We start from the raw sequence: 18,917 nt of genomic DNA, 5'->3' as shown, positions 1-18,917 counted from the left end.
CGGGTCGTACGGTGGATTCCATGCGGCCCGTTTCCAGCATCGAACGCACGGTGGCGCCCTTCGAGGTCGTCAGCCCCTACCAGCCCAGCGGCGACCAGCCGCAGGCCATCGCCGAGCTCGCCCGGCGAATCGAGTCCGGCGAGAAGGACGTCGTCCTGCTCGGCGCGACCGGCACAGGCAAGTCCGCCACCACTGCGTGGATGATCGAGAAGCTCCAGCGCCCCACCCTGGTGATGGCGCCGAACAAGACGCTGGCCGCTCAGCTGGCGAACGAATTCCGCGAGCTCCTGCCGAACAACGCCGTCGAGTACTTCGTCTCGTACTACGACTACTACCAGCCCGAGGCCTACGTCCCGCAGTCGGACACCTACATCGAGAAGGACTCCTCGATCAACGAGGAGGTCGAGCGACTGCGCCATTCCGCGACCAACTCGCTGCTCACCCGCCGCGACGTCGTCGTGGTCGCCTCGGTCTCCTGCATCTACGGCCTCGGCACTCCCCAGGAGTACGTGGACCGCATGGTCCCCCTCAAGGTCGGCGACGAGATCGACCGGGACCAACTGCTGCGCCGTTTCGTGGACATCCAGTACACCCGCAACGACCTCGCCTTCTCCCGCGGCACCTTCCGGGTGCGTGGCGACACCATCGAGATCTTCCCGGTCTACGAGGAGCTCGCCGTCCGCATCGAGATGTTCGGCGACGAGATCGAGGCACTGTCCACACTGCACCCGCTGACCGGCGAGATCATCAGTGACGACGAGCAGCTGTACGTGTTCCCGGCCTCCCACTACGTGGCGGGCCCGGAGCGCATGGAGCGGGCCGTCAACGACATCGAGAAGGAGCTGGGGGAGCGCCTCGCCGAACTGGAGAAGCAGGGCAAGCTCCTGGAGGCCCAGCGCCTGCGCATGCGTACGACGTACGACCTGGAGATGCTCCGCCAGATCGGCTCCTGCTCCGGCGTCGAGAACTACTCGATGCACTTCGACGGCCGCTCGCCCGGCTCCGCGCCGAACACCCTGCTGGACTACTTCCCGGAGGACTTCCTGCTCGTCATCGACGAGTCGCATGTGACGGTGCCGCAGATCGGGGCCATGTACGAGGGTGACGCCTCCCGCAAGCGCACCCTGGTCGACCACGGCTTCCGCCTGCCCTCCGCCCTCGACAACCGCCCCCTGAAGTGGGAAGAGTTCCAGGGACGCATCGGGCAGACCGTCTACCTGTCCGCCACCCCCGGCAACTACGAGCTCTCCCGCGGGGACGGCCAGGTCGAGCAGATCATCCGCCCCACCGGCCTCGTCGACCCGGAGGTCGTCGTCAAGCCCACCGAGGGCCAGATCGACGACCTGGTGCACGAGATCCGGGAGCGCGTGGAGAAGGACGAGCGCGTCCTGGTCACCACCCTCACCAAGAAGATGGCCGAGGACCTCACGGACTACTTCCTGGAGCTCGGCATCCACGTGCGCTATCTCCACAGCGACGTCGACACCCTCCGCCGTGTCGAGCTGCTGCGCGAGCTGCGCGCCGGCGAGTTCGACGTCCTCGTCGGCATCAACCTCCTCCGTGAGGGCCTCGACCTCCCCGAGGTGTCCCTGGTGGCGATCCTGGACGCCGACAAGGAGGGCTTCCTGCGCTCGGGCACGTCCCTCATCCAGACCATCGGCCGTGCGGCACGTAACGTCTCCGGCCAGGTCCATATGTACGCCGACAAGATCACCCCGGCGATGGAGAAGGCCATCGACGAGACCAACCGCCGCCGGGAGAAGCAGGTCGCGTACAACAAGGCGAAAGGCATCGACCCGCAGCCGCTGCGCAAGAAGATCAACGACATCGTCGCGCAGATCGCCCGCGAGGACGTCGACACCGAGCAGCTGCTCGGCACGGGCTACCGCGCCAAGAAGGACGGCCGCGGCACCAAGGCGCCCGTGCCCTCCCTCGGCGACAAGGCGGCCAAGTCCGCCAAGGGCAAGGCGAAGGAGACGGTACCGACCGACCGGCCGGCGGCCGATCTCGCCGAGCAGATCGAGGAGTTGACGGAGCGTATGCGCGCCGCCGCCGCGGATCTGCAGTTCGAGATCGCGGCCCGGCTGCGCGACGAGGTGGCCGAAATGAAGAAGGAACTTCGCCAGATGAAGGAGGCGGGCCTGGCCTGACAGGCCATGGGCGCCGGTCCACTCCCAGGAACCGGCGCCCCCGCACGGCTTCGAAGCCCGTCCGAGCACGCGCTGTGTTGCAAGACCGACACAAAGTGCGGACCGGGGTACGGCACTGTCAGTGCCCCTGCGTAGGGTTTTGGTCATCCGCGGAGCCCGCGGCCAACAGGGGACAGTTCGAGAGGGGAATCAGCACGTGACCGTCAACATGACCAAGGGTCAGGCCATCAGTCTGCAGAAGAACGACGGGGGCAGCCTGACCGCGGTGCGCATGGGTCTCGGCTGGCAGGCGGCTCCCCGGCGCGGCCTGTTCGGCTCGCGTACGCGGGAGGTCGACCTCGACGCCTCCGCCGTCCTCTTCGCGGACAAGCAGCCGGTCGACGTCGTCTTCTTCCGCCACCTGGTGAGCGACGACGGCTCGGTGCGCCACACCGGTGACAACCTCGTCGGCGGTGTCGGCCAGGGCGGCGACGACGAGGCGATCCTCGTCGACCTCGCGCGCATCCCGGTCCACATCGACCAGATCGTCTTCACCGTGAACTCCTTCACGGGCCAGACCTTCCAGGAGGTGGAGAACGCCTTCTGCCGCCTGGTCGACGAGACCAACGGCCAGGAGCTCGCGCGCTACACCCTCGCCGGTGGCGGCGCCTACACGGCCCAGATCATGGCGAAGGTGCACCGCTCGGGCCCGGGCTGGACGATGACGGCCCTCGGTACCCCGGCCAACGGCCGCACCTTCCAGGACCTGATGCCGTCGATCCTGCCGCACCTGTAGGACCTGCCAGGCCGCCCGGCGAGCGGCACACGACACGACAAGCGACAACAGGGGGACGAAGGCATGACGGCCGAGCTGGTGCGGGGGCAGAACCACCCGCTCTCCCAGGTCCGTCTGGAGATCAGGGTCTCGGCCGGCATACCGATCGTGGCTGCGGCCACGCTCGGCGACGAGCAGGGGAAGATCCACGGCGTCGAATGGGTGGCCCACCCCGGCGCCCCCACCCTGCCCGGCCTTGAGGTCTCCCGGCAGGCGGCCGCCGACCATCGCCTCGCGGTGGACCTGGACGCCATGCCGGAAGCCGTCCACCGCGTCAGTGTGCTGCTCGCCCTGCCGACCGGCGTCGGCGGCCCGACCCGTTTCGGCGCCGTCCCGACCCCCTTCGTCGCGGTCACCGGCCTCGACGGCGCCGAGATCGCGAGCTACAGCGTCACCGGCCTGGAGGCCGAGTCCGCCGTGGTCGCCCTGGAGCTCTACCGCCGCCAGGGCGCCTGGAAGGTGCGCGCGATCGGTCAGGGCTACGCCGGTGGCCTCGCCGACCTCTTCACCGACCAGGGCCTGTCCCAGGCCCACCAACTCGCGGACGGCATCAACGACGCGGTGGCCCAGGGCGTGGCCCGCTCCGTGCCGGCACCTCCGCCACGGGCGGACGGCGACCGCTCCCGACAGGCGGCCGCACCCGCGCTCGGCCCGGACCAGGGCGGCCCCGCATCCCAGAGCGTCCCCGACCCGGCTCCGCCCCAGCCGACGTCGCCCTACGGCACCCAGCCGCCCGGCCTGGCCGGGCAGCCGACGCCGCCGAATTCCCCGTACGGCGCCCAGGCGCCGGGCACACCGGGTCAGCCCGCGCCGCAGTCGCCGTACCAGGGCGGAACCGGAGCCGGAGACCCCGCCCAGGCGTCCCCCTCCACGTCCGGCGGCCCGATCGACTACAGCCACCCGCGCCGTCAGAGCGCTGCTCCGCCGCCGCCCCCGCCGACCGCGCCCCCGGCCGAGCCCGGACAGCCTGCGCAGCCCGTCGCGGGCGATGCCACCGGCTGGTCCATGGACGAGCGGCTCTACAACCAGGTGTGGGGCATGTTCGAGGACCTGGCCCGTACGACCGCCGCCTACCGCAGCGCGGTCGACTTCGCCGACTCGCGCATGGAGAAGGAGCTCGACCAGGTTCTGTCGGACCCGCGCAGCCGGATCGGCGGACAGGGCGACGCCGCACGCGAGGCGGCCCAGGCCAAGCACTCCCAGCTCGTCAATCAGGCCAGGGCCGCGCTCGACCGGGACATCGCTCAGCTCACCGCGGAGTCCGACGTCGTCGAACCGGCGCTGCCGCCCGCGTACGCGCGCTGGGACAACCCGGCCTGGCACGGTTACCGCGTACCGATGGAGATCCCCATGGCCCTGCGCCTGGGCGATCTCCATCTGCCCGAGAGCGCTGATCTGCGCATCCCGATGCTGGTCCGGCTGCCTCTGGAACGCGGCCTGTGGATCGACAGCGGACGCGGCGGGTCGCTAGACGGCTCCTTCACGGATGCCCATGACCTGCGGCGTCTCGCCATGGATACGGCGGTGGCGCACGCGGCAAGGCTGCTTGCGGTCTACCCGGCGGGCGAGTTCACCGTGCACGTCATAGATCCGGCCGGTTCGGGCGCACAGGCCCTCGCACCCCTGGTGCAGACCGGTGTGCTCGCCGCCCCGCCCGCGGCGGGCGCGGCCGGTGTCGCGGACGTTCTCGCGCGGCTCACCCAGCGCGTCGATCTGGTGCAGATGGCGGTGCGCGCCGGTGCACCCGACTCCCTGCCGCCCGGGTTCGACACCTCCCAGCAACTGCTGATCGTCAACGACTTCCCGCACGGCTTCGACGACCGCGCCGTGAACCAGCTGCGCTACCTGGCGGACGAGGGACCCGTCGTCGGCGTCCACCTGATGATGGTCGCGGACCGCGAGGAGGCCGCCGGCTACGGCCCGTTGCTCGACCCGCTGTGGCGTTCGCTGATGCGACTGACACCTGTGCCGGACGACCATCTCGCCGACCCGTGGGTGGGGCACGCCTGGACCTACGAGCCGCCGCTCGTGCCGGCCGGCAGCCAGGTGCTCCAGCAGGTGCTCGCGCAGGTCGCCGAAGCTCGGGCCAAGTTCCGGTAAAGAGCCCCTGACCAGCACACTTGGCGTTTCTTTTGCCAAGCACTTTACCTTTCCTTGGTGATTGGGTAGTCTTCTTCCCACGGAGGGGAGTACTCCCTGTCTGCTGCGACGTACCCGTCAATACGGATCAGGCCAGATCCCGGGGCGTCGGCCCATCGTGGGTGGAAGAGACCTCCGGCGCGCGACGACGCTGACATTTGCCGTTACGACTGCCGGAGGCGCAGTGGAAGTTTCGACGACCCTATGGGTCCTGACCATCGTGGGCCTTGCCGCCCTGATCGCCGTTGACTTCTTCATCGGCCGCAAGCCGCATGACGTGTCGATCAAGGAAGCCGGAATCTGGACGGTCGTCTGGATCGCCCTGGCCGCCCTCTTCGGGTTCGGCCTGTTGATCTTCGGCGGCGGACAGCCCGCCGGCGAGTTCTTCGCGGGCTTCATCACCGAGAAGTCACTGAGCGTCGACAACCTCTTCGTCTTCGTCCTGATCATGGCGAAGTTCGCGGTGCCGACCCAGTACCAGCAGCGAGTGCTGCTGGTGGGTGTCCTCATAGCCCTGGTGCTGCGAGCCATCTTCATCGCCGCGGGTGCCGCGATCCTCGCCAGCTTCTCGTGGGTGTTCTACCTCTTCGGCGCCTTCCTCATCTGGACCGCCTGGAAGCTCATTCAGGAGGCCCGGGCCGACGAGGACGACGAGGAGTTCGAGGAGAACAAGCTGCTGAAGGCAGCCGAGCGCAGGTTCGGTGTGGCCGACCGCTACCACGGCACCAAGCTGTGGATCCAGGAGAACGGCAAGCGGGTCATGACCCCGATGCTGGTCGTGATGCTCGCGATCGGCACGACGGACGTGCTCTTCGCCCTGGACTCCATCCCGGCGATCTTTGGCCTGACGCAGGACCCGTACATCGTGTTCACGGCCAACGCCTTCGCGCTGATGGGTCTGCGGCAGCTGTACTTCCTGATCGGCGGTCTGCTGAAGAAGCTGGTCCACCTCAGCTACGGCCTGTCGATCATCCTCGGATTCATCGGCGTGAAGCTGGTGCTGCACGCGCTGCACGAGTCCGGCGTCCACGTCCCCGAGATCAGCATTCCGGTCTCGCTCGGCGTGATCTGCTCGGTCCTGATCGTCACCACGATCACCAGCCTGCGGGCCTCCAAGAAGCAGGCGGCGGCCGAGGCGGCGCAGGAGGGCAGCGAAAGCGCTCCGAAGGACAGCATCGACGTCTGACCACGTCGGGCGTAGGAAGAACCAACACCGGGGGTGGTGCCCAGCCGATTGCCGAGCACCACCCCCGGTGCTTCGTTGGGTGCTGGGTGTCCCCGGCCGGGGACACCACGGCCGGGGGTGGAGGCACCTGTGGACGCACCCATGAAATTCGTGCAGATCATCGACTTCGAGACCGAGCGCATCGACGAGATGCGGGAACTGGCCCACGAGACCGAACAGAGCCTGGCGGGCCGCAGCGGCGGCCCCACACGCCGTCTCGTCCTCAAGGACCGGAGCGAGGCCAACCGCTACCTCGTAGTGATCGAGTTCGACTCCTACGAGGACGCCATGCGCAACAGCGACGACCCCGAGACGACGAAGTTCGCGGAGCAGATGGCCGCGCTGTGCACCAGGCCGCCGTCCTTCACGGACTGCGACGTACAGGAGATGACCGATTTCGCGTAGCGACATACGACCCACAGGGGCCCCGCATCCGGAGGGCGCGGGGCCGCCTGACAACCGCGCTGACCACCCCAAGGGCCGGAATGCGAACCCGCAGGGCCTCTGCGACGATCGCTCCATGATCGATCGGCTCAGGTCGCTCACAACCGGGTGGACGTACCTCGTGCCGGTGCTCGCGGTCGTCCTGCTGGCCTTCACCTGGGGACGGGACCTGCCCGGCGTGCTTGTCGCGCTGGTGACGCTGATCCTCGCCGGTGCCGTCCTGGCCGCCGTGCACCACGCCGAAGTGGTCGCGCACCGGGTCGGCGAGCCCTTCGGCTCACTCGTCCTCGCCATCGCCGTCACGATCATCGAGGTCGCCCTGATCGTGACCCTGATGGTCGACGGCGGCGACAAGAGCTCCACCCTCGCCCGGGACACCGTCTTCGCGGCGGTGATGATCACCTGCAACGGCATCGTCGGCCTGTGCCTGCTGGTCGCCTCGCTGCGGCACCGCACCGCGGTCTTCAACCCCGAGGGCACCGGAGCCGCGCTCGCGACCGTCGCGACCCTCGCCACCCTCAGCCTGGTGCTGCCGACGTTCACCACGAGCAAGCCCGGCCCGGAGTTCTCCAGCGTGCAGCTGACGTTCGCCGCGCTCTCCTCGCTGATCCTGTACGGCCTGTTCGTGGCGACGCAGACCGTACGCCACCGTGACTACTTCCTCCCCATCACCCGGCAGGGCGAGGTGATCACCGCGGACGACCACGCCGACGCACCCTCCGCCCGTACCGCATGGATCAGCCTGGGACTGCTGAGCCTGGCCCTGATCGGCGTGGTCGGTCTGGCCAAGGGGGTGTCGCCCACCATCGAGTCCGGTGTCGAGGCCGCCGGCCTGCATCAGGCCGTCGTCGGCGTGGTCATCGCCCTGCTGGTGCTGCTCCCCGAGACGATCGCCGCCCTGCGCTCCGCCCGCCGTGACCGCGTGCAGACCAGCCTGAACCTCGCGCTCGGCTCGGCGATGGCCAGCATCGGCCTGACCATCCCCGCCGTCGCCCTGGCCTCGATCTGGCTCTCGGGACCGCTCGTCCTCGGCCTCGGCCCCACCCACATGGTGCTGCTCGCCCTGACGGTGGTGGTGAGCTCGCTGACGGTGGTGCCGGGGCGGGCGACGCCGCTGCAGGGCGGCGTCCATCTGGTGTTGTTCGCGGCGTATCTGGAGCTCGCGATCAACCCGTAGCCCGCCGTGTCCCGTGGTCGAAGGTTCTTCGCGCCGCCGTGTCCCGGAGCCCGTCACCCGGTGGCGGGCTCCGCCGCCACCGCGGGCGCCGGACGCGTCTCGGGCAGCAGCGCGAAACACCCCAGGCTGAGCAGCGCGACCCCTGTCATGTACGCCCCCACGCCCCAGGGCACCCGACCGCCCTGCTCGGCGAGTGCCGTCGCCGCGATCGGCGTAACCGCGCCCCCGAGAACGCCGCCGAGGTTGTAGCCCACCGCGGCACCCGTGCAACGCACCCGGGGCTCGTACAGCTCCGGCAAATACGCGGCGATGACGGCGAACATCGTGATGAACGAGATCATCGCCCCCACGAAGCCCAGGAACATCGGCAGCGGCGCGCCCGTCGCGAGAAGCGCGACCATCGGGAACATCCACAGCGCTGAGGCAGCGCATCCGATCAGGCACAGGGGCCGCCTCCCGTACCGGTCGCCGAGCATCGCCACCGGCGGGGTGAGCGCGCCCTTCACCACCACCGCGCCCATGATGCAGATCAGCATGACGTCGCGGCTCACACCGAGCCGTTCGGTGCCGTACGCGAGCGACCAGGTCGTCACGGCGTAGAAGATCGCGTATCCGATCGACAGCGCCCCGGCCGTCAACAGCACGAGCCGCCAGTGGTCGCGGACGACCTCGGCGAGCGGCACGCGCGCGTGGTCGTCGATTTCGAGGAACCGGGGGCTCTCGGCGAGTGACGACCGCAACCACAGCCCCACCGCGGCCAGCACTCCCGCCGCCCAGAACGGCACGCGCCAGCCCCACGCGGCGAACTGCGCCTCGGACAGCGTCGCCGACAGCCCAAGCACCACCCCGTTGGCGAGCAGAAAGCCGAGTGCGGGCCCGACCTGCGGAAAGCTCGACCACAGACCGCGGCGCTCGACCGGCGCATGCTCCACGGTCAGCAGCACGGCCCCGCCCCACTCACCGCCGAGGCCGAGCCCCTGCAGAAAGCGCAGCAGGAGCAGCAGCAGGGGAGCGAGCACACCGATGGTGTCGTACGTCGGGACGCAGCCGACCGCGACCGTGGAGGCGCCGGTCAGCAGGAGCGAGGCGACGAGGACCGGACGGCGTCCATGCCGGTCTCCGATGTGCCCGAACAGCACCGACCCCAGTGGCCGCGCCACAAAACCCACGCCGAACGTGGCGAAGGCGGCCAGGGTTCCCGCCACCGGTGAGAACGTGGGGAAGAACAGCGGCCCCAGGACCAGCGCCGCAGCGGTCCCGTAGACGAAGAAGTCGTAGAACTCGATGGCCGTGCCGGCGAGCGAGGCGGCCGCGAGCCGCAGCATGGAAGGCGCCCTTACGGTGCGTACGTCGTGCATGCTGCGTCAACTACCCACGGTGATCGCGAGTTACGGGGGCGTACGGGCGCGCCGGGGCCTCGTCAGTACGTGACCGTGATGCGCCGGGCCGGGCCCTCGACGCACCGTGATAAACCGGGGTCTGAGCAGCGGTCTCTGACGGACCGCCCCCCGAACGGACCGGAGGAACCGTGCCCCGCACCCTGGCCAACGCCCCGATCATGATCCTCAACGGCCCCAACCTGAACCTGCTCGGTCAGCGCCAGCCGGAGATCTACGGCTCCGAGACCCTGGCCGACGTCGAGGCCCTGTGTGCCAAGGCGGCGGCCGTGCACGGCGGCACGATCGACTTCCGGCAGTCCAACCACGAGGGCGAGCTGGTCGACTGGATCCACGAGGCACGGCTGAACCACTGCGGGATCGTGATCAACCCCGGCGCCTACTCGCACACCTCCGTGGCGATCCTGGATGCGCTCAACACCTGTGACGGCCTTCCGGTGTTGGAGGTCCACATCTCCAACATTCACAAGCGCGAGTCCTTCCGGCACCACTCGTACGTCTCCCTGCGCGCCGACGGCGTGATCGCGGGATGCGGTGTACAGGGGTACGTGTTCGGGGTGGAGCGGGTCGCGGCGCTGGCGGGGGCGGGACGGGCGGACACGTGACCCTGACGGGTGAGGCGGGTGGTTTGTAAGGACCGTCGGCCATGGCGGGCGGTCCTTACAAACCACCCGCCTCCACCATCCGAAGACCTGCAGAACCTGGTCGGGCCACGGTTGATCGCCGGGGCCGCCGGTCGAGGGCGGGGTTGAAAGACCGGCGGCCCTTACCGCTCAGGAGCCGTCATCCTGTGCGGGGCTGCTTCCAGTTGACTGCGCAACAACGCGCGCCGGGAGCGCGTGCATGGCACCAGCGCGTGTGAAAGGTTCACACGGGGCGCGTGCGCGAGGAGTACGCGGTGCGGGTTGGACGTGCGCGCCCGGCATTCGCCCACCGACAGCCTGCGCTCACCGAGCCCCGCCCCGCGCTCACCGCCCCCGCGCTCACCAGCCCCGCGCGTGCCACTCAGGCAGCTGGGGCCGTTCCGCGCCCAGCGTCGTGTCGTTGCCGTGTCCCGGGTAGACCCAGGTCTCGTCCGGCAGCACGTCGAAGATCTTCGTCTCGACGTCATGGATCAGGCTGGCGAACGCCTTCGGATCCTTACGGGTGTTGCCCACGCCGCCCGGGAACAGGCAGTCCCCGGTGAACACATGAGGATGCCCGTGCGGGTCGTCGTAGACGAGGGCGATCGAACCAGGCGTGTGCCCGACCAGATGGCGCGCGGTGAGCTCCACGCGCCCGACTCGGATGGTGTCGCCGTCGTCGACCAGTACGTCAGTCGGCACCGGGATGCCGTCGGCGTCGTCCCGGCCGGCGTAGGTGCGCGCGCCGGTGGCGGCGACGACCGCGGCGAGCGCCTGCCAGTGGTCGCCGTGCTGGTGCGTGGTGACGACGGACGCGATGCCGTCGTCACCGATCATGCCGAGCAGCGCGTCCGCGTCGTTGGCGGCGTCGATCAGCAGCTGCTCGTCCGTGGCCCGGCAGCGCAGCAGATAGGCGTTGTTGTCCATCGGGCCGACCGCGATCTTGGTGATCATCAGGTCCTTGAGCTCGTGCACGTCGGCGGGGCCACCGACCGTCACCTGTCCGCTGTACGTCATGGCGGCAGCCTATAGCGGCAGGGCGGTCGACGGCCCGACCCGGCGCTACAGCGGGGGAAGCGACGGGAGCGTGCCGCCCGACACGGCCAGCCCGGCCCCGTCGCGGCGTCCGGCGAGCCAGCCGAGCAGGTCGGGTGCGGAGCCCGTGACGGTGACCTCGGGCGCGTCCGCCTCCCGGCCCGTGCTCCACGCGCGCGTGCCGTCCGTGAGACGGGTCGGCGGCACCTCCGGGTGCCCGGCGAACCGCTCCGCGAGGAAGTCGATCTCCCGCTGCACGAACTCGGCCGGCAGATCCTCCAGCTCGTACCCGATCCCGAGATCCACGTGGTGCAGTTCCACCTCGACCCACCGCCGGAACGGCACCCGGGCCGCGGCATCGGTGACCCCGTTGCGCAGCTCGACCGTGCGCGACCAGTCCGCGGGTACCGCTCCTGTCTCCTGGAAGCGGACGCCGCTCTCGCGTACGTCGGTGAGCTGGACGTCGAGAGGGCGCGGGGCATCCCGCTCGATGTCGGCGTCCCGGGCGGTGGCGGAGACGTACATGGGGCGCCCTTCGAGGACGTTCACGAGGGCGTCCGCGTTGCGGGCGATGTGCGCGAGGACATGACCGCGGCTCCAGCCGGGGAGCCGTGACGGCTCGGGCACCGACGCGTTGTCCAGCTTGGCCGCTGCGGTGAGCAGCCGTTCGGTCGCTTCACGTACAGACACCAGGTCACGAGCGTGATCAATCATGGTGCTGACACTATCCCCGCCACACCTTTGGGTGAAGGTGGTGAACGGGTGCCGTAAATCGAATGCGCGTGCTATAGGGTCGGTCGTGACGTCGGGCATGCTGGATGCCCCGGGATTGTTGTCGCATCCGGGAATCCGACCGGCGTTGTCAGTGGCTCCCCCTAGTCTGAGGAAGCACGGGGGCCTCGAAGCCGAGAACACACGGGGGCCTCGCCCCCTGTCACTTCTCTCAAGAAAGGTGCGGACCGGCGTGGCCGACCGTCTCATCGTCCGTGGCGCGCGCGAGCACAATCTGAAGAATGTCTCGCTCGACCTGCCGCGCGACTCGCTCATCGTCTTCACGGGCCTGTCGGGGTCGGGCAAGTCCTCGCTGGCCTTCGACACCATCTTCGCCGAAGGGCAGCGGCGCTACGTGGAGTCGCTGTCGTCGTACGCCCGGCAGTTCCTCGGCCAGATGGACAAGCCGGACGTCGACTTCATCGAGGGCCTGTCCCCGGCGGTCTCCATCGACCAGAAGTCGACCTCGCGCAACCCGCGCTCGACGGTCGGCACCATCACCGAGGTCTACGACTATCTGCGTCTGCTCTTCGCGCGCATCGGCAAGCCGCACTGCCCCGAGTGCGGCCGCCCGATCTCGCGCCAGTCGCCGCAGGCCATCGTCGACAAGGTCCTGGAGCTGCCGGAGGGGAGCCGCTTCCAGGTGCTGTCGCCGCTGGTGCGGGAGCGCAAGGGCGAGTTCGTCGACCTGTTCGCCGATCTCCAGACCAAGGGTTACAGCCGCGCGCGCGTGGACGGCGAGACCATCCAGCTGTCCAACCCGCCCACGCTGAAGAAGCAGGAGAAGCACACCATCGAGGTGGTCATCGACCGCCTCACGGTGAAGGACTCCGCCAAGCGCCGGCTCACCGACTCCGTGGAGACGGCCCTCGGCCTGTCCGGCGGCATGGTCGTGCTCGACTTCGTCGACCTCCCCGAGGACGACCCCGAGCGCGAGCGCATGTACTCGGAGCACCTTTACTGCCCGTACGACGACCTCTCCTTCGAGGAGCTGGAGCCGCGCTCCTTCTCCTTCAACTCGCCGTTCGGTGCCTGCCCCGAGTGCACCGGTATCGGCACGCGCATGGAGGTCGACCCCGAGCTGATCGTCCCGGACGAGGACAAGTCCCTCGACGAGGGCGCCATCCACCCCTGGTCGCACGGCCACACCAAGGACTACTTCGGCCGCCTGATCGGCGCCCTCGCGGACGCCCTGGGCTTCCGGACGGACATCCCCTTCGCGGGCCTGCCGCAGCGGGCCAGGAAGGCGCTCCTGCACGGCCACAAGACGCAGATCGAGGTCCGTTACCGGAACCGCTACGGCCGCGAGCGTGTCTACACGACGCCGTTCGAAGGGGCGGTCCCCTTCGTCAAGCGCCGGCACAGCGAGGCCGAGAGCGACGCCAGCCGCGAGCGCTTCGAGGGCTATATGCGCGAGGTGCCCTGCCCCACCTGTGAGGGCACGCGTCTGAAGCCGATCGTCCTCGCGGTCACGATCATGGGGAAGTCGATCGCCGAGGTCTCCGCGATGTCCATCAGCGACTGCGCGGAGTTCCTGGGCGAGCTGAAGCTCAACGCCCGCGACAAGAAGATCGCCGAGCGGGTGCTGAAGGAGGTAAACGAGCGGCTGCGGTTCCTGGTCGACGTCGGCCTGGACTATCTCTCGCTCAACCGCGCCGCCGGCACGCTCTCCGGTGGCGAGGCCCAGCGCATCCGCCTGGCCACCCAGATCGGCTCCGGACTGGTGGGCGTGCTCTACGTCCTGGACGAGCCGTCGATCGGCCTGCACCAGCGTGACAACCACCGGCTCATCGAGACCCTCGTCCGGCTGCGCGACATGGGCAACACGCTCATCGTCGTCGAGCACGACGAGGACACCATCAAGACCGCCGACTGGGTCGTCGACATCGGCCCCGGCGCCGGTGAGCACGGCGGCAAGGTCGTGCACAGCGGCTCCCTGAAGGAACTGCTCGCCAACAGCGAGTCGCAGACCGGTCAGTACCTGGCCGGCAAGAAGTCGATCCCGCTGCCCGACATCCGGCGCCCGCACGACCCGTCCCGGCAGCTCACGGTCCACGGCGCCCGTGAGAACAACCTCCAGGACATCGACGTCTCGTTCCCGCTGGGCGTGTTCACCGCCGTCACGGGCGTGTCCGGCTCCGGGAAGTCGACGCTGGTCAACGACATCCTGTACACGCACCTGGCCCGCGAGCTCAACGGCGCCCGTAACGTCCCCGGGCGGCACACGCGCGTGGACGGCGACGACCTCGTCGACAAGGTCGTGCACGTCGACCAGTCGCCCATCGGCCGCACCCCGCGCTCGAACCCGGCGACCTACACCGGCGTCTTCGACCACATCCGCAAGCTCTTCGCCGAGACCACCGAGGCGAAGGTCCGCGGCTACATGCCGGGCCGCTTCTCCTTCAACGTCAAGGGCGGCCGCTGCGAGAACTGCGCGGGCGACGGCACGATCAAGATCGAGATGAACTTCCTCCCGGACGTCTACGTCCCGTGCGAGGTCTGCCACGGCGCCCGGTACAACCGGGAGACCCTGGAGGTCCACTACAAGGGCAAGTCCATCTCCGAGGTCCTGAACATGCCGATCGAGGAAGCCATGGACTTCTTCGAGGCCGTCCCGGCGATCAACCGCCACCTCAGGACGCTGAACGACGTCGGTCTCGGTTACGTCCGGCTCGGCCAGTCCGCGACCACCCTGTCCGGCGGTGAGGCCCAGCGCGTCAAGCTCGCCAGCGAGCTGCAGAAGCGCTCCACCGGCCGCACGGTCTACGTCCTCGACGAGCCGACCACCGGTCTGCACTTCGAGGACATCAGCAAGCTGCTGAAGGTCCTCGCCGGCCTGGTCGACAAGGGCAACACGGTCATCGTCATCGAGCACAACCTCGACGTGATCAAGACGGCCGACTGGATCGTGGACATGGGACCCGAGGGCGGCGCCGGCGGCGGCCTCGTCATCGCCGAGGGCACGCCCGAGGCGGTCGCCGCGGTGCCGGCCAGCCACACCGGCAAGTTCCTGCGCGAGATCCTCGACGCCGACCGGATCAGCGACGCGGCCTCGGTGAAGGCCCCGCGCAAGGCGGCGGCCAGGAAGACGGTCGCCTCGGCGACGACGGCGAAGAGGACAGCGACGGCCAGGACCACGAAGACGGTCAACAACGAGGCCACCGACAAGGCGGCCGGGGCCACGAAGAAGGCGGCGATCGCGAAGACGACAGCAGCGAAGAAGACCTCGGCCGCGAAGAAGACGACGGCCGCCAAGAAGGCGACGAAGCCCCGCAAGGCCTGAGGCCCGGCGGACGCCAGGTCCGAACAAATCCTGAAACATGCGGCGCCCCACGGGAACTCCCCGTGGGGCGCCGCACGTTGGATCATCAGCAGCCCGATCCAGATGGCTCTGACGGACCTTGACTCCTCAACAGTGGAAATGGAAAGGCAACGCCTCCTAGAAATCCCCCAGTTCGGAGGCGTACGGCGGCTCCGCGCCCGCCCGGGAGCAGGTGATCGCGGCAGCCCGCGCCGCGAACCGCAGCAGCCGTGTCCAGCCCTCGGCGCCGAGTCCCACGAGCGCCTCGGCGGACAGGGCGTCCTGGGCTGCCAGACCGTGCAGCAGGGCCGCGTTCACGGTGTCGCCCGCACCGATCGTGTCCACGACGTCGACCTCCTCGCCTGGGACGACATGGACCGCACCGTCCTGCGTGAAGGCGGTCAGCCCGTCACCGCCCTGAGTGATCACGACGGCCGCAGGTCCCGCGGCCAGCCACTCGCGCGGCGTGCCGCCCAGCCACAGGGCGTCCTCCTCGGACAGCTTCAGCAGCGACACCGACGGGAGCCAGCTCTTGAACCGCGCCCGGTAGCCGTCCGGGTCGGGGATCAGGCCGGCCCGGATGTTCGGGTCGAGTGCGGTGAACACGCCTTGCGCGGCCGCGCTCCGCATCAGCTCCTCGTAGGCGCTCGCCCCCGGTTCCAGGACGAGCGAGCAGGTGCCGAAGGACACCGCGCGGGCCGCCGCCGGCAGCTCCGGGGGTGCCGTGAAGAGCCGGTCGGCGGTGCCGTCGACGTAGAAGGAGTAGGCGGCCGAGCCGCTCTGGTCGATGGTGGCGACCGCGAGCGTGGTCGGCTCCATGCCACGCTGCACGGCCGATAGGTCCACCTTGGCCTCCCGCAGCCCGTCGAGCAGGGCCTCACCGAAGGCGTCGTAGGAGATGCGGGAGCAGAAGGCGGCCGGGGAGCCGAGCCGGCCGAGGGCCACGGCCGTGTTGTAGGGGCCGCCGCCGAGCGCCGGCTTCAGGTCCGCAAGGGCACCCGTGCCCTGCGGTACCAGGTCGATCAGGGCCTCACCGGCGACGACGATCACGAGACGGTTCCTTTCACGGAGGACAGGGGCTGTTCGGGGCTGTCGGATGGCAGCGGCTTCGTGGTGTCTTCGGCCTTCTCGGACGTCGCGAGTGTCTCCGGGCTCGCGGGTGTCCGGAGGTTCTCGGATCTCCCCGACGGTCGCGGCTGTTCCGCTGTCCCATGACGCGGCTGTTCCGCCGCCCCATGCCGTGGCTCTTCCGGGCAGCCGCACGACGTGCGATGGACGAAGGCGCAGGGGAGACGTACGGTCCGGGCGGGCCGGTCAGGCGTGGCGAGGCGGTCCAGCAGCACACGGACCGCCTGAGCACCGATGTCCCTGCTGGGCTGGGCTATCGCGGTGAGCCGAGGGGAGAACAGATCGGCCCAGGCGAAGTCGTCGAAGCAACACAGCGCGATGTCGTCGGGCACCGACATACCGCGGTCCCGCAGGGCGCGCAGGGTTCCGATCGTCATCGTGTTGTTGGCGGTGACGAGGGCGGTGGGCGGTGCGGCGAGTGCCAGCAGAGCGGCGGTGGCCTGTTCGGCGCCGGCCGACTCGGAGTCACCGTGCACCACGAGGTGATCGTCGTGGGCGAGCCCGGCGGCAGCCAGACCGTCCCGGTATCCCGCAAGCCGCTCGCTGGTGGTGCTGAGTCCGGGCAGGCCCGCGACCAGGGCGATCCGCCTGTGGCCGAGTCCGGCGAGATGGGTGACCAACCGGGCCACGGGTTCGGCACTGTCGGCGCAGACCTGGTCGAAGCGTGGCGAGCCGTCCGTCGAGGTGTCGACCACGCGATCGAGGAGGACGGTCGGTACGTCGTGGCGCCCGAGGTAGGCGATCAGTTCGCGCGGGTCGGCGGAGGGCGCGACGATCATGCCGTCCACCCGGCGTTCGTGCAGCAGCTGGACGACCTTGCGTTCATGCGCCGGATCGTCGTGCGGGTCGGCGATGAGCAGGCTGTAGCCGTGTTCCAGGGCGGCGGCCTCGACGCCCTGGAGGATCTCCGTGAAGTACGGGTTGCTGATCGCCGACACCGCGAGCCCTATCGATCGGGTACGCGAGGTCACCAGGGAACGGGCGAGCGTGTTGGGCGTGTAGCCGAGCTCGTCCACGGCGTCCAGCACAGCCTGGCGGGTGTGAGGCAGCACCGGCCGGGTGCCGTTCAGCACATGCGAGACGGTCGCCACGGACACGCCGGCACTCCGCGCGACGTCGGCCATGGTCGCCATCGGGATCCCCTCCCTGCTCCGCCTCCGCCGCGTCCCTCCCTGGGGCGCGGCGGGTCTTCCGGCCGGGAACGTATCTCATTCGGAGTCGGACGTAAACGTTTGCGCAAGCGTTTACGCGCTGCCACGGCTCGCCACCGGGTGCGTCAGTGCGACCTGTCACGGGGTGCGTGACCCCGCCGAGGGGCACGTCAAGCCGTAACGGGATCAGAACGTGGTGGCCGGCAGGGCCGAGGCCTGATCGAAGGGGCCCCTCACTCCCACTCCCACCCGATGCCCACGATCCCCGTCCGCACCCGTGGCTCGACGAGGTGGACCGAGCGGTGCAGCCCGCTGAGGGCCAGCCCCTGCCGTCCGCTGCGGGGCGCTGCCGCCGAGTGCTGGGCGAACCGATGGCAGCGGACCGGGAGGGCGTTCTCGGCGAAGTGGACCTGGAGGGCGTACTGACCGCCCGCGAGAGGGAAGCCCCGGGCGTACTCGCGGGACACTTCGGCCGTGCCGTCCTCGACGCCGTACCGGAAGAGGTAGGTGTCGCCGGCCCGCAGGCGTGTGCCGAAGAGCAGCTCGGCCACGAGGACACCGGAGCCCTGGTGCCAACGGACCCGTCCCGTGCGGCAGTTCTCCAGGGCCTGCACCGTCATGCGCTCCGGTGCGCACCCCGGGTCGCCGTGATGGACGGCCACGAAACGGTCCACGCCGTCCTTGTGCGCACGCACGATGTGGTGCGACTCGCGTCCCGCCAGCTCACGGCGCGCCCCGATCCGCACCCGTTCGTGGTGGGCCAGGGTGTGCACGCCGCCGTCGACCGGACAGCCCAGCTCGGCCAGCAGCTGATCCAGGACGCCCGAGGCCTCGACCAGGGAACGGTAGGAGCGGGCCGCGGGCCGCTGGAGGGCGGAGTGGCCGTCGGCCTCGGCGAGCAGCCGGATCAGGGACTCCTCCGGCAGCTGGAGTATCTCCTCCAGCGCCCGTACCGCACGCAGCGACTCGGGGCGCTGCGGCCGGCGCGCTCCCTGCTGCCAGTAGCTCAGGCTGGTGACTCCGACCTTCACGCCACGACGGGACAAATGGTGCTGCACGCGCTGCAGCGGCAGTCCCCGGGCGGCTATCGCGGCGCGCAGGGCGACGTGGAAGGGGCCGCCTCGCAGGGCCGTGTCCAGTTCCGCGGTGGCGACGGCAGGGATGTCCGCGTGCTGAGTGGCGTGCGGCATGCAGGGGCCTTTCTGTGGTTGTTCACAACGGTTGGTCGGACCGTTCGCGCGGCTCGTCGGGGCCACCCCGTCGGCAGGGCAGGGGTCGTCACATCCGTACGCCGTCGTTCACGGCCCCGAGTTCCCCCGCATTGAAGCGTGTTGACCAAGTCCCGACAACACCTGATGTCCAACAGCGGCGCGGCCTGGCCGAGTCGCGATGCGTCGAACGCCGGGCTGCCTCAAGCCACCGTGCCCACCCCCGGTGTTGCCGCTGAGGCACAGCACTGCCCTGGTGGCCCGCGTTGATCAAGGCCGGTGCCATGACGACGCCGGGGCTCACCCGGCCCGGCTCGTGATCTACGCGGAGGCCGGAATGATCACCGGCGAGGA

At 69.7% G+C, this 18,917-nt stretch carries 14 protein-coding genes; 8 read left to right on the top strand and 6 right to left on the bottom strand.

Annotated features, from left to right (window positions below; all coding sequences use genetic code 11):
- Positions 1-20 precede the first annotated feature (20 nt).
- From uvrB to POF73_RS21310, 6 genes are all read left to right on the top strand, one after another.
- Positions 21-2,150 carry an excinuclease ABC subunit UvrB gene (gene uvrB, locus POF73_RS21335; protein ID WP_272117790.1) on the top strand — a complete coding sequence of 710 codons (2,130 nt, stop codon included), beginning with the start codon at positions 21-23 and terminating at the stop codon, positions 2,148-2,150.
- Positions 2,151-2,346: 196 nt separating this feature from the next.
- On the top strand, positions 2,347-2,925 hold the full coding sequence (locus POF73_RS21330; RefSeq protein WP_272117788.1) for a TerD family protein: 579 nt from the start codon (positions 2,347-2,349) through the stop codon (positions 2,923-2,925).
- Positions 2,926-2,988: 63 nt separating this feature from the next.
- A complete protein-coding gene (locus tag POF73_RS21325; RefSeq protein WP_272117786.1) occupies positions 2,989-5,064 on the top strand; it encodes a TerD family protein in 2,076 nt (691 codons plus the stop codon).
- Positions 5,065-5,287: 223 nt separating this feature from the next.
- A complete protein-coding gene (locus POF73_RS21320; protein WP_272117784.1) occupies positions 5,288-6,289 on the top strand; it encodes a TerC/Alx family metal homeostasis membrane protein in 1,002 nt (333 codons plus the stop codon).
- Between the two features lie 141 nt (positions 6,290-6,430).
- On the top strand, positions 6,431-6,733 hold the full coding sequence (locus POF73_RS21315) for a hypothetical protein (protein WP_272117782.1): 303 nt from the start codon (positions 6,431-6,433) through the stop codon (positions 6,731-6,733).
- Positions 6,734-6,848: 115 nt separating this feature from the next.
- On the top strand, positions 6,849-7,949 hold the full coding sequence (locus tag POF73_RS21310) for a calcium:proton antiporter (RefSeq protein ID WP_272117780.1): 1,101 nt from the start codon (positions 6,849-6,851) through the stop codon (positions 7,947-7,949).
- Between the two features lie 53 nt (positions 7,950-8,002).
- Here POF73_RS21310 and POF73_RS21305 read toward each other — a convergent pair whose 3' ends face one another.
- The gene (locus tag POF73_RS21305; protein WP_272117778.1) at positions 8,003-9,274 is read right to left on the bottom strand and encodes an MFS transporter; all 1,272 of its coding nucleotides are present in this window, start codon (positions 9,272-9,274) and stop codon (positions 8,003-8,005) included.
- A gap of 203 nt (positions 9,275-9,477) precedes the next feature.
- On the opposite strand from POF73_RS21305, the gene aroQ reads away from it, so the two are divergent.
- The gene (aroQ, locus tag POF73_RS21300) at positions 9,478-9,951 is read left to right on the top strand and encodes a type II 3-dehydroquinate dehydratase (RefSeq protein ID WP_272117776.1); all 474 of its coding nucleotides are present in this window, start codon (positions 9,478-9,480) and stop codon (positions 9,949-9,951) included.
- A gap of 378 nt (positions 9,952-10,329) precedes the next feature.
- Here aroQ and POF73_RS21295 read toward each other — a convergent pair whose 3' ends face one another.
- On the bottom strand, positions 10,330-10,986 hold the full coding sequence (locus tag POF73_RS21295; protein WP_272117774.1) for an MBL fold metallo-hydrolase: 657 nt from the start codon (positions 10,984-10,986) through the stop codon (positions 10,330-10,332).
- 45 nt (positions 10,987-11,031) lie between these two features.
- Positions 11,032-11,718: a maleylpyruvate isomerase family mycothiol-dependent enzyme gene (locus tag POF73_RS21290; RefSeq protein ID WP_272117771.1), complete on the bottom strand. Its 687-nt coding sequence runs from the start codon at positions 11,716-11,718 to the stop codon at positions 11,032-11,034.
- 250 nt (positions 11,719-11,968) lie between these two features.
- Here POF73_RS21290 and uvrA point away from each other — a divergent pair, with 250 nt between their 5' ends.
- Positions 11,969-15,058, top strand: a complete 3,090-nt coding sequence (gene uvrA / locus POF73_RS21285; RefSeq protein ID WP_272117769.1) for an excinuclease ABC subunit UvrA — start codon at positions 11,969-11,971, stop codon at positions 15,056-15,058.
- Between the two features lie 156 nt (positions 15,059-15,214).
- On the opposite strand, the gene POF73_RS21280 is transcribed toward uvrA, so the two are convergent.
- From POF73_RS21280 to POF73_RS21270, 3 genes are all read right to left on the bottom strand, one after another.
- The gene (locus POF73_RS21280) at positions 15,215-16,126 is read right to left on the bottom strand and encodes a carbohydrate kinase family protein (RefSeq protein WP_272117767.1); all 912 of its coding nucleotides are present in this window, start codon (positions 16,124-16,126) and stop codon (positions 15,215-15,217) included.
- Entirely contained in the window at positions 16,123-17,337 is a 1,215-nt protein-coding gene (locus POF73_RS21275) for a LacI family DNA-binding transcriptional regulator (protein ID WP_272117765.1), read from the bottom strand. The genes POF73_RS21280 and POF73_RS21275 overlap by 4 nt, the downstream gene beginning before the upstream one ends.
- A 251-nt stretch (positions 17,338-17,588) precedes the next feature.
- Complete coding sequence (locus POF73_RS21270; protein WP_272117763.1) at positions 17,589-18,545, bottom strand: hypothetical protein; 957 nt, start codon at positions 18,543-18,545, stop codon at positions 17,589-17,591.
- Positions 18,546-18,917: the final 372 nt, after the last annotated feature.

The sequence above is a fragment of the Streptomyces sp. HD genome, assembly GCF_028369295.1.
In the GTDB taxonomy this organism is placed as follows: domain Bacteria; phylum Actinomycetota; class Actinomycetes; order Streptomycetales; family Streptomycetaceae; genus Streptomyces.
The sequence above is the reverse complement of the archived record's forward strand: the minus strand, read 5'-3'. Positions and strand labels throughout refer to the sequence as shown.